Below are 18,344 nucleotides of genomic sequence, written 5' to 3'. Positions count from 1 at the left end.
GGCAAGAGCAGGGTTTGCGACGTGTACTTTCTCGTTGGTGGTCATACGGTGACTCCAGATAACACGGTAGGGGTACCGTTTTGCTATCCGGTTTGAAGCCGTATGACCACTTCCTTTGTGGGCTACTGTCAGGTGAATATCATCTCCATACACGTAAGAAATCACTAATCTTTCCTCACAGAGTGAACATCTTCAGGTGATAGAACCTTTACTCGTGTATACGTTAACTTTATCATTAGGCACATCACACTTTAAGGTAGCTATTTAATTTAGTGATTTTGCTTAGGGAAGGTGCGAATAAGTCATATGGCACGAGAGCATTTACTGGTAACCCATTGATATTAAATGACTAAAATTTTCATTTTTTGTTCGTGGGATACTTGTTCGCACTTTCCTTAGCTTAAGCATTACTGTTTGGAGAGAATAGATGGCAAGGAAAAGGCGGACATCAAAGAAACTTGGAGATTTTTATCTAATTATACTTGCCATAGTTATCTTTATTATTATCAAGATAATTGAAGCTATTAAAGCGGTTCCTTGGCAATTTTGGGTGGGTGGGTAATCCCCCCATTTTTAGGGGCATTCAAAAGTAGAGGTCATGCGGCCTGTGCCAGACGCTGTTTCGGCGTGTAGCCACCCAGCGCCATATTGGGCCGCTCATGGTTATAAACCCACAGCCAGTTCGTGGCAAACTCCTGTAGTTCATTCAGTGACTCAAACAGGTAATGGCCCAGCCAGTCGTAGCGCACCGTGCGGTTAAACCGTTCGATGTAGGCATTCTGCTGCGGATTTCCTGGCTGGATATAGCCCAGGGTTATCCCCTCCTGTTTCGCCCATCGCTTGAGCTCTTCGCTGATGTATTCCGGGCCATTGTCACATCGGATAATGGCGGGCTTACCTCGCCACGTGATCACCTGCTCCAGCGCCCGTTTGACTCGTGAGGCGGGTAAGGAGAAATCCACCTCGATGCACAGCGCTTCACGATTGAAGTCATCGATCACATTAAACAGCCGCACCGAGCGGCCATCGCTGAGCTGGTCATGCATAAAGTCCATCGACCAGCACTGATTAGGCTGGTCGGGAACCGCCAACGGCTCTGGCTTAGCCCGAACCAACCGTTTCCTGGGTTTTATCCGCAGATTGAGCTCCAGCGCCCGATAGATCCGGTATACCCGTTTGTGATTCCAGCCAAAGCCTTGGACGTTGCGCAGGTACAAAAAGCATAACCCGAAGCCCCAGTTGCGCTGGCTGGCCGTGATACGTAGCAGCCAATCGGCAATTTCCTGGTTTTCATCGACCAGCACGGGCTGATAGCGATAGCAGCTTTCACTGACCTTGAAGATCCGGCAAGCCAGACGGATGGATATGGCGTAGTGAGTCACGGCTTTGGTCGCCATCTCCCGGCGGGCAGATGGCGTTACCACTTTTTTGCCATGGCCTCGGTGATGATCTCTGCCTTGAGGCGCTCCTCGGCGTACATCTTCTTGAGGCGGCGGTTTTCGTCCTCCAGCTCCTTGAGTCGAGCCATGAGGGAGGCATCCATCCCCCCGAATTTGGAACGCCACTTGTAGAAGGTGGTCGTGCTGATGCCATGCTCGCGGCAGAGCTCCGGGACGGGAGCTCCAGCCTCAGCTTGTTTGAGGATGGCGATGATCTGGGTATCGCTAAAGCGTGATGTTTTCATGTAGAACCTCCTGCGTTCAAGGTACGGGAAAATTCTACTTATGAGCACCCTGGTTTTTCGGGGGGATTACCGGTGCATTCTGCGTTTTATTTCTTTTTTTCACATACCGTTACAAAAAAACCACCGGCAACACAGAAAAGCCAACAGTTACAGCCACACCTCATCCAACTAAGCACACTTCACCAGTGCATCGAGAGCCGCCGAGGGCAGCTTTCGCGCCATCACCGGCCCCCAGTCATTCGAAAGCTATAGCCAACGCGGATACAAAGATGCAACCAGAGGCGTTACCCCACCAGCAACCGAATCCAGACACTGAAGATCTGATCAAGGTATCGGCCTCTGACCTCATGATTTCTGGAGTATCAACCCCTTTTGAGCCCACGACCTTGGATGCAAACTCTTTTGCCAACACAAAGCCAGATCCAGATATTGATGCGCCACCAGCCCCCCTTGATTTTGATGACGATGTTTTTACTGTTTTGTCCCTGACAGATAACGATACGGAACTACCCGCGCCCGAGTTCAGCATATCTTTTTCATTCGGAGAACGCGGCCCATCCGTTGTGCCTTCTGAGCAAAATGTACTCTTCACCCCTTCTGAGCTAATGCCTGCGGGGCCCAGCATGGTTGGCCGCTGGATGTCCCCAGGTGTAGAGATCACTCTTGCTGGTCTCAAAATTAGCGGCGGCATGTTCTATGTCGGTAACACAAGGCTGGACGGAGGACTCTTTGAGGAGCCATCCCTCATCGATCCACAAGCTCTTGTCACCATCAAAGATGCGCCCTCAGACCTTCATTTGCATGGATACTATCCGAGCTATAAAAATCTCACTGCCGATGCCAAGAAAAGATATTTGCAATGGATGGCGAATGGGCGCAAAGACCCAGATGTCGCAATTGGGTTTGTTTTCATTTTTTTCTATGGACTTGAGCGCCGTTATTTTATTGATGCCAAGAGAGATGAATTAGCCAAAAGAGAGATGCCATATATTCTCGCCGAAGTAGCCAGATTGGTAAGCATCTATTCGGCGCACCCCTCTTTCGCAAGATACGCCACCAATTTTCTCGAATATGGGATGGCGAAGAACATCAGCAAAGAATATTACCTTTTCCCCGCTCAAGAGGCCGACCTGCTCAGCTACCACGTCCCAATTTCGTTGAAAATCTGCCTCGGGCAGCTGGTTAGAGACGGTAAGCCGGTTCCTGCCGATTGGGCTTTGCTCTGGGCGACCTGTAACGCAACAATCTCCTTACGGACCCCTGCACAGCGCTGCTTTGATATCTTCAAGGTTATGTTCATCGACACCTATAAACGCGAGTATGGCGATGGCATCAAACTGAAAGAGCTCAAATCTCGTGTCGAGGTTTCCTATGCACCGTCTTCTTATGCCGTCAGCCAATTCATTGAACGCTGCGTCACCAATCTATCTGATGTCTCCTTCTCACAGCCATACATCAAAAAGCTGAGTAAGGTTGTTGACCTTTGCACCTCCTTACTTGAACCATATAGCCGGTATCTAGGGAGAAATATTGGGTCAGAAAACACCCTGGAAGCGTTGCTTCATCTGCCATATCAGTATTGGCCAATGGCCATGAAGCAACCTTTCGTGTCGCTGGGAGAGGTTGTTGGTGTTGATGCAATGCTCCTGCCTTGGTCTGACCTTGCAGCGCGTATCAACATCAACAGCACAGGAGGCCTCAATAAAGCGCAGTATGAAGGCTTGGCTAACATCTTAGCTCGCCATCATATGAGCATTGAGCCCAACCCAGAGAGAAGCAATAAGCGCCCGAAGGGAGAAGAACCTGTTGTCATCTATCCGATAAATCCGCAAGAGACACTAAACAAAAATCAGAGCAGTGTGGATACTGTGTCCGCATTTGTAGATCTGGCCTGTGTTGTCCTGAATACCGACGAAGATAAATCGGAAGTCACGATCGCTTTCCTCAAGGAGCAGATCGGTTCAATGACCTTCCTGACCCACTCTCAATCAGTTCGACTGGTCGCAAAAGCGCTGCTGGGCACTCAAGCCTCCCCTACCCTGTCGATCGTAAAGAAAACCATCGATGGCCTCGATGATGAGCAAAAGGCTTTAGTCGGCAAGCTGCTCGTCGCCTTTGTGAAAGCTGACAACTCGATCACCCCAGCCAAAGTGAAGGTACTGGAGCAGCTGTATAAGCTGATCTCTTTGGATGTGAAACAGGTCTACTCAGACCTCCATTCAAATGAGGCCAGGATCGTATCAACGAGCAAATCTGGCAGCGTGACCAAGGCTACTGGCAGTGCCTCCAGTTTGGATATGGCTCGGGTGGCACAGCTCAAACAAGAGACCTCTCAAGTCACTGCAATGCTCGCATCCGTGTTTACAGAGAATGATGGTGAACATGATGATATCCACCAGCCACAACAGGCCAAGACCGAAGCGTCATCAGATCAAGCGGACGAGCCGACAACCCTTGGGGACACTCGTTCTCTATTTGGCCTTGATGATGACCTAAGTCAATTCCTCAGGGCTCTGCTTGCCCGTCCGGAATGGGCTCGTGATGATTTGTCTGCACTTGCCAACACCATGGGCCTGATGCTCGATGGTGCACTTGAACAAATTAACGAAGTCATGCTCGATCACTTTGATGAAATGCTGATCGAGGGTGATGACACCATTGAATTGAACACTGACCTTCTGGAGCAAATTCCTCATGAGTAAAATCAGGCCAAAAGAGCGTGACGCCGTCATTCAATCCTTAAGAGCGGGTGTCGTGCCCAAGGTGGGTCAGCATCTCATCCAGGTTGGCCGCAAAAACGAAATTGACGCCTTCATGACAGACATCAATCGCGTTGCCGATACAGGTTCATCATTCAGGATCGTTGTCGGGGAGTATGGTGCCGGTAAAACCTTCCTTCTCAACCTTGTGCGAGCAATCGCGCTTGAGAAGCAGCTTGTTACCGTTCACGCCGATCTCAATCCCGATCGCCGACTGCATGCCAGCGGCGGCCAAGCGCGTTCCCTCTATTCTGAGCTCGCCAAGAATATGTCCACCCGCACGAAACCTGATGGCGGTGCACTTGCTGGTGTAGTGGAGAAGTTCATCGCTCAGGCGAAAAATGAAGCCAAGGCGAATGGCTCACAACCTGAAGCAGTCATCCGGAAGAAGCTGGAAGATCTCGCCGAGATGGTCAATGGCTATGACTTTGCCGAGGTGATCGCCGCCTACTGCAAAGGGTTCGAAGATGGAAATGACCAGCTGAAGCATGACGCCATCAGATGGCTTCGGGGCGAATTCTCAACCAAGACCGATGCCCGCATGGCGCTGGGTGTCCGGACCATCGTTGATGATGCCACCATGTATGATCAGCTCAAGCTGATGGCCCGTTTCGTTCAGCTGGCAGGCTATTCAGGTTTGCTGGTATGCCTTGATGAGATGGTGAACCTCTATAAGCTTGCCAACACCCAAGCTCGCAACTCCAACTACGAGCAAATCCTGCGGATCCTCAATGACTCTTTACAAGGGACGTCGGTCGGACTCGGGTTCATCCTTGGCGGCACTCCCGAGTTTTTGATGGACACCCGACGCGGCCTCTTCAGCTATTCAGCCCTGCAATCCCGTTTAGCCGAGAACAGCTTTGCTCAGGATGGGCTGGTGGATTACTCAGGGCCAGTACTGCGCCTCTCAAGCCTGACACCTGAGGATTTCTACGTTCTCCTTGAGAAGTTGCGGCATGTCTATGCCTGTGGTGATGAAACCCGTTACACATTGCCAGACGAAGCGTTACCGGCATTTATGGCCCATTGTGAGAGCCGATTGGGGGAAAGCTATTTCAGAACCCCAAGAACGACGATCACCGCCTTTGTGAACCTGCTGGCCGTCCTGGAGCAGAACCCTGATGCAAACTGGAAAGAGCTCATTGGCTTTACCGACATCAAATCTGATCAGGGAGCCGAGTTAGAACTGGCAGTGGAGCCCGATGATGAATTCACCTCGTTCCAGCTCTGACTCCCGACATTTTGAACGGCTGGATGAGCGGATCCGGCGCTGGGTGTGGCAAAAGGGGTGGACCTCTCTTCGTGATGCGCAAGAGCGGGCGATACCGGCCTTATTGGGGGCAGATACAGACGTGATCATCGCTGCTGCCACCGCTGCGGGTAAAACTGAAGCGGCCTTCTTGCCGATATTCACGGTGCTACTGAACAGCCCCGAGCCCGCTACGGTTCTATACATCAGTCCTCTCAAAGCGCTGATCAATGATCAATGGGGACGCCTCAACGAGCTCTGTGACTCATTAGAGCTCCCCGTTACTGGCTGGCATGGTGATATCGCCTACAGCAAGAAGCAGAAATTCTTGAAGCGCCCCAACGGGGTGTTGTTGATCACCCCTGAATCCCTGGAAGCCCTCTTTGTGAATCGGGGGCCATCCATCCCTGGGATGATGGCCAACATCAAGTACATCGTGATTGATGAGCTGCATGCCTTCATCGGCTTTGAGCGAGGAAAACAGATCCAATCCCTGATGCATCGTGTTGAGCTGGCCATCGGTCGTCAGGTCCCCCGCGTTGGGCTCTCTGCTACTCTCGGGGATATGTCGCTCGCGGCAAAATTCTTGCGCCCTTCCCTACCTGATAGCGTCCAGCTCATCGAGTCAAAGGATGGGGGCCAGGAGCTAAAGGTCCTCATCAAAGGCTATATCGAAGGTAAAACGGAACCAGACGAAGAACGAGATGAAGACGACCCGACTTCTCCCTATGTGGCCATCGGCAACGACTTGTATCGAACACTGAGGGGATCAAACAACCTGGTGTTTCCCAACTCCAGATCGAACGTTGAAAAGTACACAGACCGTTTACGTCGTCTTTGTGAACAAGACAGGGTCCCAAACCAGTTTTGGGCGCACCACGGGAGTTTGTCGAAAACATATCGTGAAGAAACCGAACAAGCATTGAAGTCGGGTGACGTGCCAGCGACAGCGATTTGCACCAGTACGTTGGAGCTCGGGATCGACATTGGCTCCGTTAAAAGCATTTGCCAGATCGGTCGCCCCCCTGCCGTATCTTCATTGCGGCAACGTCTGGGTAGATCCGGACGCCGTAAGGGAGAATCCGCCATCCTTCGCGGCTACATCATCGAGCGTGAGCTCTCCCCCAAGACAAGCATCTCGGATTCATTACGTGAGGACCTGATCCAGACTATCGCTATGGTCAGGCTACTGATCAGCGGTTGGTTTGAGCCTCCCCTTACTGGTGGCTTGCACGCCTCAACTCTGGTTCAACAGATCCTTTCTGTTATCAGTGAACGCGGCGGCATCATGGCCAGAGACCTTTGGCATAGCCTGCTCTCCCCTGGTGCACCTTTTGAAGGGTTCACACCTGATGACTTCATCGGGCTTCTCAAGCAGATGGGCAGCTTGAAATTGATACAACAGGACTCATCAGGTTTGCTGCTGCATGGTGAAATTGGCGAAAAATTCGTGAACAATCACGAATTCTTCGCATCATTTGTCAGTGATGAAGAATACAGGCTGATCTGCGCCTCTACTCAGGTTGGTTTGCTCCCAATCAGTAGGCCACTGATCACCGGCCAAAAGATCATTTTTGCCGGTCGTCGCTGGCAAGTTCTCGAAGTTAACGAAGAAAAAAAATTTATACTGGTGACCCCCTCAAAAGGCGGGACTCCTCCTGTCTTCGATAACTGCTTGGCCTCTGTTCACGAAAGAGTCAGAGGAGAAATGCGCAATGTGCTTGCTGGTGGCTTTGACGTTCCATTTCTTGATGCCAAAGCAAAAGAGCTACTGGCCGAAGCAAGAGAAAACTTTAAACGCTATGATCTTGACTCGACTATATTGATTGAAGTGGGCAGTAATACCGTGCTGCTATTCCCGTGGTCCAGTGATATTGCACATGATGCGTTTGTTCTGTTGATGCAAAAAAATGATATTGATGCTGTTAATGAAGGCGTTTACATCTTAATTAATTGCACCAAAGAAAAAATGCTGAATGTTATGGCCAGCATTAATGACTCACATATACTACCGACAGATCTACTGGACGGAGTCCAAAACTTAAATAGAGAAAAGTGGGATTGGGCACTTCCTGATAGGCTTTTGCGTAAATCATTCTCCTCACTTCGGTTAGATCTGGAAGGTGCATTAGGAATCTGTAAGAAAGTCATACTCATGTATGGAAAATAATCTATCATGTTTTAAACAATACGGACATATATTACTGAAATAGTGTACAAAACTCCGACTAGACAGATAGCTGGAACACATGCACCACGACTAGTGGTGCAATATAGGCCCACTTACCTTTGCTACTGAGCTGGCTAGCTGACAGAATACACCTATATAATAACTATGGCCTTTCCTCGCTCTGCGAGAATTGTGAGCGAACCAGGGTTAATCAGATACTTGTTGTATTGATGCCAGTTAATGATGGCGTTAAGCGACGTGTCCATGATGCAGTCTTGAAAAGGATAGTGGTGTTCAAATCACCGAGTCCTCAGTTAGTTCCATTCAGGCTGTATTGAATTGGGTAATAACGCCCATTTAATCTATAAAGTCAAGTTGTCTTTTCATATTTTCCACACATATATTCGTCAACCCTTTGTTGATAACTCTCACTCCATATAGCATCCCTCTCACGCTCACTATCTGTAATTTTCCCACCAGGTAAATCAAATGTGATTTTCAGACATCCATACCACCGTCTCAAACTCATATATAACTCAATTTCCTCAGGTTCAGAGTACGCAGAAATTCCATTTTTCCCATATGAACTTTCCATTTTCTGGTTAACCCAGTCGATAACAGGATCTAATATTTCTTCTAACCTGCCAGCATCCTTACACCGGTCTAACCATGCATAAATTTCGCCCGTATTATTGGGGGATTCCAGGGCATGCCCCGTCTGATACGTTTCACTGATAATTCCAGTAAACTCACCATATCGACAGCCAGTGATATAATCTATATGAGAACCATACAATGCAAACGTAGATTTAGAATCTCTAATTACTGGCCTGCCACCATAAATCCCTCGACTCGCATTTTTTGCAAATGCATTCCGTATTAGACGCTGCTGCTTGTCAGCCCATAACCTGAAATCAACAACCTCATTTTCACTCAAACTGTCAATACGACTAAAATCAGAGTTTATATCTACTGTGGCCACAACCATGCTAGATATAGACCTCTCCCCTCCAACATCATTTTTTTTAGATATACTTTTTGAAAAAATCACTTTTATACTATCACCACACTGTCTCAATTTTGCCGTTGTCATGATAAACCTTTGTTATTGTAATTATAATAGTTAATATCATTTATGATTATGATAGCTCAATGAGAAATTTCTACAAGAAAAATTATACGTTTTTGCTTGTATAATATAAATTGTATTGTTGTCATTTTGTCTTAATATTTTCATCTGACATGACATGCTCAAGATTATTTGGATTGAGTCGCCACAGCAATCCACGCTCTAAATCTTCTTTTATTTCAGGATAATCTCTAGACTCTATCAGATTATGGTCAACCATCTTTTTATTATTATCAATCAGTGATACTGATTGCCACTCATTATCGATTGGTTGTTGATCCCCCTCAACAATACATAGCTGCATCATAGGAGAACAACCAAAGATCGCCTTAATTATCTTCTTTATCATTTCAATAAATGATTCTACTATAGCTGACATAATCGATGTATATTCAAGAGTCCCGCCGACTGCAACATTAACAAACTCTTTTTGACTTATAAAAAATCGATATGGTATACACACTCGATATTTATCTCCATTCGTATATACAGATAAGTCATGATGGTAGATCCCTTGTTTTTTAAGACCACGAACACGCTGAACTCCTCGCGGTGTAATCATCATTGAAACAGAAATATCTAACTGTTTAGCTCCTCCTATCCCGAGGGCAATGTTATCTATTGATGTATAACTAATACCATATCGTTCGATAAGTCTGTTAAAACTGAATTTAGTTTTTTGTATAGCTGAGCCAGAATACCAAACATTCCAATCTCGAGAAAATTTTATACCATTGGGGATTCCTGATTCATCTACTGTAGCCTGAACATATACCCCGCACCTAGCCAGTTTGACAACTAAATCAGTCATCGTTTTAGGTTTATTGTATAAAATCGTACTATTAAGCTTCCCTCTGATATAAGAAATATCATCGTTAGAATCATGCACCATTAATAATGGAGTAACGCTGTCAAGTCCTAGTGCAACATTATCACGCTCTGGGACATAACTGATTTTCTCATGGGTCTGTAATGCCCGCCACGTAAACCTAGTTTTTTTTATACTACTGCCACTTAACCACTTATTACCATCAACTGAGTAGCGAATTCCATTGGGTAACCCATTCAGATCTTTGCATATCTGTGTAGCTACCCCAACATTCCTAAGCCTCATGACAAAATCAGACATTGTTGAAGGTTTACTTGTCTTATATATAATCTTTAGCTTTCTTCGAATTGTTTCAGCATGATCCTCAAATTTGTGTTTTTGGCTGATTCTCAACAGCACCGGTTCTGTTTTAGAATCCTTGTTGAAACTTTTATCAGCATCTATATTGATGCTTAGGCCAAATTCTCGCTCTATAATTCGAGCCGCCCTCATTGCCATATGATAATCATTATGTTGGTTAATGCTGCGACCGTTAGATAAAATGCTGGATGAAACAATATGCATATGTTGGCATTGAGAATCGTTATGGATGGCACCACACCAGACTACAGAGCAATCGTATCCTAGTTGTCGTAAAAGAATCTCTCCAGCATTCTGCCACTGCTGATCTGATAGAGTCTCCTGTGGAGCCAAACTAATAATATAGTGACAACAATGTGACTCATTTTTACCCCTGCATTGAGCCGAGCGTTCTAGAAACTCAGACTCTAATAAATCTATATTAACATTCACCACATCCCCAGTAATTACATATGGATCACGTTGAAATGTAGACCCGCTGATGAATCTGACATTTAACTTCCCCTGCTCATCATGCAGTTTATGCTCATGACTATCACCACGAAATACATAGTTCAGCCTAGCCCTAAAGGATTTTGTCTTTTTTTTAATTTTTGTTATCGTCATCAACTGCCAAGCCTCATAGTATTATTATTTTATCTTTTCTATCATTTGGTTGATCAGTTGCTGAGTAGATGACAAGGTAATGATTAGCTGTGAGTAATCCTTACCAATACTACTATTTATCAAAAATCCATTTATGTTTTTACCTAGTCGCCTTAATTCATACAATGCTTGGTCATCAATTTCACTAGGATTCTTAACTATGAAACGACCATCGTTAAGAAATCCGACAATCATTTTCCGCATGCAAGAGGAAAGGTTAACTCTCTCATTGCGCCCCTTAAATGCATTGTAAAAATGCTTAAACTGTTTTTCAGTTAGACCTATTTTAATAAAATGAGTCACTTTCTCATCTTGTTTTTTTGGTGGACGACCACCGCGACAGTTTGGTTTTTTTCTCGTATCTTTGCTTTCATTCATGGTAGCACCGTTGTTGTTATTGTTTTTATGCTGGAGTAACACTGCATTATCTGAAGAGAATTTTGACCGCGCAGAACCCATTGGGTTTGAGCACGTACATCCCCCATTAGCGCAGAACCCGCAGGGTTTGAGCTATGTGGGGCGGGCTTATTTGACCATGAAAACTCACGAAGTGATGTTTTGATGGTCAAATAATATAGCTCGCGTGTTCCTTCTCTCTCTACTTAATATTAAACCGCCTCTGGTAAAACAAGCAACATTTAAATTAAAGAAAAAGCTTGTTTTCATTGGGAATGATAGTGAGCAAATTAATTACTACATTAAGAAATACCTGTGATAATGATTCTATTTACTACTTTACCGCATATGAATCGTGAAAGTAGATTTAGTAATAAGCTGGATTACTAACTCTGATTTACAAGCACAAAGACAGGCCCCACCACAAATAAAGAAATTTCTTACATGCGGATAGTAAGGAATACCCCCATGAATACGTCATAGGTTGACGCAAGAATTTACAAAAACAGTCTAGCCTCATTCAGCTCTTGCAATGTATTATGGTCGTTTTGTACCCAGCAGCGGAATAAAAATAATAGCAAACGGAACTGGATTGCAATTTACCACCAAGGTTGTGGCTCTGCCCGATACGGCCTTTGCGGTTGCCTCATTTACGCTCGACGAGCAGTTAAGTGAGGCGTTTACATTGAAGCTGGAAGTGGCCAGCCATATGCCCGATGTTGATTTTGCCGATGTGCTAGGGAAGGTGCGAATAAGCGGGGAAATTCTTCTCGGCTGACTCAGTCATTTCATTTCTTCATGTTTGAGCCGATTTTTTCTCCCGTAAATGCCTTGAATCAGCCTATTTAGACCGTTTCTTCGCCATTTAAGGCGTTATTCCCAGTTTTTAGTGAGATCTCTCCCACTGACGTATCATTTGGTCCGCCCGAAACAGGTTGGCCAGCGTGAATAATATCGCCAGTTGGTTATCGTTTTTCAGCAACCCCTTGTATCTGGCTTTCACGAAGCCGAACTGTCGCTTGATGATGCGAAATGGGTGCTCCACCTTGGCCCGGATGCTGGCTTTCATGTATTCGATGTTGATGGCCGTTTTGTTCTTGCGTGGATGCTGTTTCAAGGTTCTTACCTTGCCGGGGCGCTCGGCGATCAGCCAGTCCACATCCACCTCGGCCAGCTCCTCGCGCTGTGGCGCCCCTTGGTAGCCGGTATCGGCTGAGACACATTGCTCCTCTCCATGCAGCAGATTACCCAGCTGATTGAGGTCATGCTCGTTGGCCGCGGTGGTGACTAGGCTGTGGGTCAGGCCACTCTTGGCATCGACACCAATGTGGGCCTTCATGCCAAAGTGTCACTGATTGCCTTTCTTGGTCTGATGCATCTCCGGATCGCGTTGCTGCTCTTTGTTCTTGGTCGAGCTGGGTGCCTCAATGATGGTAGCATCGACCAAGGTGCCTTGAGTCATCATGACGCCTGCTTCGGCCAGCCAGCGATTGATGGTCTTGAACAATTGGCGGGCCAGTTGATGCTGCTCCAGCAGGTGGCGGAAATTCATGATGGTGGTGCGGTCCGGCAAGGCGCTATCCAGGGATAACCGGGCAAACAGACGCATGGAGGCGATTTCGTACAGAGCATCTTCCATCGCGCCATCGCTCAGGTTGTACCAATGCTGCATGCAGTGAATGCGTAGCATGGTTTCCAGCGGATAAGGTCGCCGGCCATTACCAGCCTTGGGGTAAAACGGCTCGATGACTTCCACCATGTTTTGCCATGGCAGGATCTGCTCCATGCGGGACAAGAAAATCTCTTTTCTGGTCTGACGGCGCTTACTGCTGAATTCACTGTCGGCGAAGGTAAGTTGATGACTCATGATGAACCCTGTTCCATGGCTCCAGATGACAAACATGATCTCATATCAGGGACTTGTTCGCACCTTCCCTAGTACTGCATTCGAAGGAGGGAGAATTAAAAAATTCAACAATTGAGACCTATGACATTAATTTTAAAAAGAAATTTGCCCATCAAGTCCACCACTGATATTTATTATGGTTATCTTTTTCGGCAGGCAACAGGAGCTACCGAACATGGCGACTTATCCAACTCCACCAGATGAAGCAGAGCGGCTCAATCTGCTACATGCTCTCAACATCCTAGATACCCCATCAGAGGAATTTTTCGACCGTATAACCCGATTAGTTGCACTCATTTTAGATGTCCCGATTGCATTGGTTTCACTCGTCGACACTGACCGACAGTGGTTCAAGTCGCGGATAGGTATTGATGCAAATGAAACCCCGCGAGAAGTTGCTTTTTGTGCTCATGCCATAGCGCAAACAACACCGCTGATCGTGACAGACACAAAGCAAGACTCCCGTTTCATGAGTAATGCTCTCGTAACGGGGAATCCGAATATTCGCTTCTATGCCGGTGTGCCTTTACGTAGTATCGGCGGGCTCTCAATAGGCACATTATGTGCTATCGACTCCAAACCCCGACAATTGAGTCCTGATGAGATAAGCATTCTAGTTGACCTTGCCGCACTCGTTAGCAAAGAGATGCAAATGCGTGAAGCGATGCTGTTGAGTCATGCTCGTTCCGAACAAGCCATACAGGCCATGGAGGATGTCGAAGCGCGTTTCAGGACGATATTTGAACGTGCAGGCATAGGTATTGCTATGGTTGCACCAGATGGCGGATGGCTACGTGTCAACGATGCGTTATGCCAAATTGTCGGTTACAGCCAAGATGAACTCCTCAAGCTCACATTTCAGGATATCACCCACCCAGACCATTTAGATACTGACTTATTCCTGTTACAGCAATTAATTAATAATGACATCGATCACTATCAGCTGGAAAAACGTTTCATAACCAAATCTAAAAGTTCAGTTTGGATACAGCTAATAGTCACCAAGAAATTGAGTAAAAACGGTGAGCTAGAGTACTTCATTTCAATTATCAAAAATGTACAGGAGCAGAAGGAAGCAGAAGCATCTTTGGCTGAGCTATATAAGGAATTAGAGAACCGAGTAGAGACAAGAACGAGAGACCTACAATTAGCCAATGAAATGCTATCCTCTTCTATCGCTCAGCAGCTTCAGTTTGAGCAAGAGTTACGTAGACACGAAGCTGAACTGCAAATGGTGCTCCAAAACGCTAACGATGCTTACGTATGCATTGATCACCATGGCATGATCCGCGACTGGAATCAACAAGCAGAGCATACCTTCGGTTGGAGTCGTGAAGAAGCAATTGGCCGTCCACTGGATGAAACGATCATCCCGGTCTCAATGCGTGAGGCTCATCGAACAGGGTTAGCAAGCTATCTGACTACCGGTAAGCACCATGTCATCAATCAACATATCGAACTGACAGCAGTACGCCGCGATGGCACAGCCTTACCTGTTGAGGTACGGATCAGACCTTTATTCATTGATGGAAAAACTATTTTTAGTGCGTTTCTGCATGATATCAGCGAGCGAAAAAAGGCAGAAGCAATCCACGAATATGAAGCAACACATGACGCGCTAACTGGATTGCATAACCGGCGTGGTATGTTCAATTTGTTGCCAGAAGCAATAGCTCGCGCGAAGCGGACTCAGACATCGTTAGCGTTACTTTATATAGACCTCGATGGTTTCAAACAAATCAACGATGCACATGGTCATGATGCCGGCGATACCGTATTACGTGTCATAGGAAGTCGCTTAAAGGAAAACATTAGACAAACAGATACAGCTGTACGCTTAGGCGGTGACGAATTTACGATTGTGTTGGAAAATATTAATAACGGAAGTCCAGATGCTAATATGATGGCCCAGAAAATATTGGAATCAATTCAACAGCCAATACAAGTCAACTCGGCAACAGCTGTTATCAGTGCCAGTATCGGCATAGCCATCCATCATGCTGACGATATAATCAATGCCGATCAACTGATTAGCCAAGCTGACTATGCGATGTACGAAGCCAAGAACGCAGGTAAGGCTCGTGTTTGCGTACATAAGTGACAATATGCCTATATACAACGGTGTCTGACAATCGAGTCAGATACCGCTTATCGTTATTGAGTCGCCTGAGCACCGGTTTTCGCTAAGGAAGGTGCGAATAAGCGGGGAAATTCTTCTCGGCTGACCCAGTCATTTCATTTCTTCATGTTTGAGCCGATTTTTTCTCCCGTAAATGCCTTGAATCAGCCTATTTAGACCGTTTCTTCGCCATTTAAGGCGTTATTCCCAGTTTTTAGTGAGATCTCTCCCACTGACGTATCATTTGGTCCGCCCGAAACAGGTTGGCCAGCGTGAATAACATCGCCAGTTGGTTATCGTTTTTCAGCAACCCCTTGTATCTGGCTTTCACGAAGCCGAACTGTCGCTTGATGATGCGAAATGGGTGCTCCACCTTGGCCCGGATGCTGGCTTTCATGTATTCGATGTTGATGGCCGTTTTGTTCTTGCGTGGATGCTGTTTCAAGGTTCTTACCTTGCCGGGGCGCTCGGCGATCAGCCAGTCCACATCCACCTCGGCCAGCTCCTCGCGCTGTGGCGCCCCTTGGTAGCCGGTATCGGCTGAGACACATTGCTCCTCTCCATGCAGCAGATTACCCAGCTGATTGAGGTCATGCTCGTTGGCCGCGGTGGTGACTAGGCTGTGGGTCAGGCCACTCTTGGCATCGACACCAATGTGGGCCTTCATGCCAAAGTGCCACTGATTGCCTTTCTTGGTCTGATGCATCTCCGGATCGCGTTGCTGCTCTTTGTTCTTGGTCGAGCTGGGTGCCTCAATGATGGTGGCATCGACCAAGGTGCCTTGAGTCATCATGACGCCTGCTTCGGCCAGCCAGCGATTGATGGTCTTGAACAATTGGCGGGCCAGTTGATGCTGCTCCAGAAGGTGGCGGAAATTCATGATGGTGGTGCGGTCCGGCAAGGCGCTATCCAGTGATAACCGGGCAAACAGACGCATGGAGGCGATTTCGTACAGAGCATCTTCCATCGCGCCATCGCTCAGGTTGTACCAATGCTGCATGCAGTGAATGCGTAGCATGGTTTCCAGCGGATAAGGTCGCCGGCCATTACCAGCCTTGGGGTAAAACGGCTCGATGACTTCCACCATGTTTTGCCATGGCAGAATCTGCTCCATGCGGGACAAGAAAATCTCTTTTCTGGTCTGACGGCGCTTACTGCTGAATTCACTGTCGGCGAAGGTAAGTTGATGACTCATGATGAACCCTGTTCCATGACTCCAGATGACAAACATGATCTCATATCAGGGACTTGTTCGCACCTTTCCTAGGCCTTGTCACCAAGCAAATAGAGGGCTCCGAAGTTGGCCACAACCAAGGTGATGATCAGCAGCAGGCTGCGATTCATGATGCCGGTGGCAATCAGGTCGGCAGTGCCAGACTGTTTGGCATAGGTCTCCCGCGCATGTTGGCGTCCTTAGAGGCTTACCAGGTCGCTGGCTTGAGGAATTCGAGGCAGAACTCGTGACCGATGGCACTGCCGTTGATGATTGCATCGTCATCACCTCTCAGGAAAAGATACAAAATATCGCGCATTGAAATCTAATATTGCAGGTTAAAAAATGCACATGTCACTTCTTCCTCTTTCCTGCTCATCAGGTATAATCCGCCATCTTTTTTTGCATTAGTGACCAGCGATCCTCTATGACCGTCAACCGTTTTGACCCTAGCTCAGACAGCCTGACACCTGCAACTACGCGGGTTCAGCCATCGGACGACCACACTGTCCAACAAGCGACTTCCAGCATTATTAGGTCTCACCACCCAAGGATTGGTTTTGTGAGCTTGGGATGCCCCAAAAATCTGGTCGATTCCGAGCGCATCCTGACCCAGCTGCGTACCGAAGGGTACGACGTGGTGCCCAGCTATGACGATGCGGAAGTGGTGGTGGTCAACACCTGCGGCTTCATCGACAGCGCGGTACAGGAGTCCCTGGAAGCCATCGGCGAGGCCCTGGCCGAAAACGGCAAGGTGATCGTCACCGGCTGCCTCGGTGCCAAAGAGAACCAGATCCGCGAGATCCACCCCAAGGTGCTCGAGATCACCGGTCCCCACGCCTATGAAGAGGTGCTGGGCCACGTGCACAAGTACGTCGAGAAGCCGACCCACAACCCCTTCACCAGCCTGGTACCGGCCCAGGGCGTCAAGCTGACCCCCCGCCACTACGCCTATCTGAAGATTTCCGAAGGCTGCAACCACCGCTGCACCTTCTGCATCATCCCCTCCATGCGCGGGGATCTGGTGAGCCGTCCCATCGGCGAAGTGCTGGCCGAGGCCAAGCGCCTGAAAGAGGCCGGTGTGAAAGAGATCCTGGTCATCTCCCAGGACACCTCCGCCTACGGTGTCGACGTCAAGCACCGCACCGGTTTCTACGACGGCATGCCGGTCAAAACCAGCATGGTGGCCCTGTGCGAAGAGCTGGCCAAGCTCGGCATGTGGGTGCGCCTGCACTACGTCTACCCGTACCCGCACGTGGATGACGTCATCCCGCTGATGCGCGACGGCAAGGTACTGCCCTACCTCGACATCCCGCTGCAACACGCCAGCCCGCGCATCCTCAAGCTGATGAAGCGCCCGGGCACCGTCGAGCGCACCCTGGAGCGGATCCAGAAGTGGCGCGAGATCTGTCCCGAGATCACCCTGCGCTCCACCTTCATCGTCGGCTTCCCCGGCGAAACCGAAGAAGAGTTCCAGATGCTGCTGGACTTCATCGACAAGGCGGAGCTGGATCGGGTCGGCTGCTTCAAATACAGCCCGGTCGAAGGTGCCAAGGCCAACGAGCTGCCGGATCCGGTACCGGAAGAAGTGCAGGAAGAGCGCTTCCAGCGCTTCATGGAGCTGCAACAGCAGGTTTCCATCCGCAAGCTCGCCCGCAAGGTCGGCAAGGAGATGCTGGTGCTGATCGACGAGGTGGACGAAGAGGGTGCCACCGGCCGCTCCGCCGCCGATGCCCCCGAAATCGACGGTCTGGTCTACCTGAACGGTGAAACCGGCCTCAAGCCCGGCGACATGGTCAAGGTCCGCATCGATGAAGCGGACGAGTACGACCTGTGGGCCAGTCTCATCGACTGATCCGCGACAAGCGCCAACAAAAAAGCCAGT

Annotated in this window: 11 protein-coding genes and 1 pseudogene; 6 read left to right on the top strand and 6 right to left on the bottom strand. The window is 48.2% G+C overall.

Going from position 1 to position 18,344, the window contains the following annotated elements; all coding sequences use genetic code 11:
• Positions 1-596 precede the first annotated feature (596 nt).
• Positions 597-1,684, bottom strand: a protein-coding gene (locus tag E5E97_RS11410) for an IS3-like element ISKpn10 family transposase (protein WP_099368947.1) whose coding sequence is annotated in 2 segments (ribosomal slippage) — positions 597-1,432 and positions 1,432-1,684 — 1,089 coding nt in all. Because the reading frame shifts where the segments join, the coding sequence is not laid out codon by codon here.
• Between the two features lie 269 nt (positions 1,685-1,953).
• Here E5E97_RS11410 and E5E97_RS11405 point away from each other — a divergent pair.
• The 3 genes from E5E97_RS11405 to E5E97_RS11395 are packed head-to-tail and all read left to right on the top strand — an operon-like array spanning position 1,954 to position 7,862.
• On the top strand, positions 1,954-4,386 hold the full coding sequence (locus E5E97_RS11405; protein ID WP_171280276.1) for a TerB N-terminal domain-containing protein: 2,433 nt from the start codon (positions 1,954-1,956) through the stop codon (positions 4,384-4,386).
• A complete protein-coding gene (locus E5E97_RS11400) occupies positions 4,379-5,674 on the top strand; it encodes an ATP-binding protein (protein ID WP_017778773.1) in 1,296 nt (431 codons plus the stop codon). The genes E5E97_RS11405 and E5E97_RS11400 overlap by 8 nt, the downstream gene beginning before the upstream one ends.
• Positions 5,649-7,862: a DEAD/DEAH box helicase gene (locus E5E97_RS11395; RefSeq protein WP_026141240.1), complete on the top strand. Its 2,214-nt coding sequence runs from the start codon at positions 5,649-5,651 to the stop codon at positions 7,860-7,862. The genes E5E97_RS11400 and E5E97_RS11395 overlap by 26 nt, the downstream gene beginning before the upstream one ends.
• Before the next feature lie 370 nt (positions 7,863-8,232).
• Here E5E97_RS11395 and E5E97_RS11390 read toward each other — a convergent pair whose 3' ends face one another.
• The 3 genes from E5E97_RS11390 to E5E97_RS11380 form a co-directional block, all read right to left on the bottom strand.
• Positions 8,233-8,955 carry a hypothetical protein gene (locus E5E97_RS11390; protein ID WP_161646767.1) on the bottom strand — a complete coding sequence of 241 codons (723 nt, stop codon included), beginning with the start codon at positions 8,953-8,955 and terminating at the stop codon, positions 8,233-8,235.
• Between the two features lie 121 nt (positions 8,956-9,076).
• Complete coding sequence (locus tag E5E97_RS11385) at positions 9,077-10,786, bottom strand: hypothetical protein (RefSeq protein WP_161646766.1); 1,710 nt, start codon at positions 10,784-10,786, stop codon at positions 9,077-9,079.
• Between the two features lie 24 nt (positions 10,787-10,810).
• On the bottom strand, positions 10,811-11,203 hold the full coding sequence (locus E5E97_RS11380) for a hypothetical protein (RefSeq protein WP_128297483.1): 393 nt from the start codon (positions 11,201-11,203) through the stop codon (positions 10,811-10,813).
• 610 nt (positions 11,204-11,813) lie between these two features.
• Here E5E97_RS11380 and E5E97_RS11375 point away from each other — a divergent pair.
• Complete coding sequence (locus tag E5E97_RS11375) at positions 11,814-11,999, top strand: hypothetical protein (RefSeq protein WP_109422605.1); 186 nt, start codon at positions 11,814-11,816, stop codon at positions 11,997-11,999.
• A gap of 108 nt (positions 12,000-12,107) precedes the next feature.
• On the opposite strand, the pseudogene E5E97_RS11370 reads toward E5E97_RS11375, so the two are convergent.
• A pseudogene (locus E5E97_RS11370) lies at positions 12,108-13,088 on the bottom strand (IS5-like element IS5 family transposase).
• 214 nt (positions 13,089-13,302) lie between these two features.
• Between E5E97_RS11370 and E5E97_RS11365 the strand changes: the two are divergent.
• On the top strand, positions 13,303-15,228 hold the full coding sequence (locus E5E97_RS11365; protein WP_026141496.1) for a PAS domain S-box protein: 1,926 nt from the start codon (positions 13,303-13,305) through the stop codon (positions 15,226-15,228).
• Between the two features lie 232 nt (positions 15,229-15,460).
• Here E5E97_RS11365 and E5E97_RS11360 read toward each other — a convergent pair whose 3' ends face one another.
• Entirely contained in the window at positions 15,461-16,441 is a 981-nt protein-coding gene (locus E5E97_RS11360; RefSeq protein WP_216368139.1) for an IS5-like element IS5 family transposase, read from the bottom strand.
• Positions 16,442-16,886: 445 nt separating this feature from the next.
• Here E5E97_RS11360 and rimO point away from each other — a divergent pair, with 445 nt between their 5' ends.
• Positions 16,887-18,314, top strand: coding sequence for a 30S ribosomal protein S12 methylthiotransferase RimO (gene rimO / locus E5E97_RS11355; RefSeq protein WP_253265153.1), 1,428 nt, complete (start codon positions 16,887-16,889; stop codon positions 18,312-18,314).
• Positions 18,315-18,344 lie beyond the last annotated feature (30 nt).

The organism is Aeromonas sp. 2692-1 (assembly GCF_013085505.1).
GTDB classification, from domain to species: domain Bacteria; phylum Pseudomonadota; class Gammaproteobacteria; order Enterobacterales; family Aeromonadaceae; genus Aeromonas; species Aeromonas hydrophila.
Note: the sequence above shows the minus strand (reverse complement) of the source record. Positions and strands in the feature narration are given on the sequence as shown.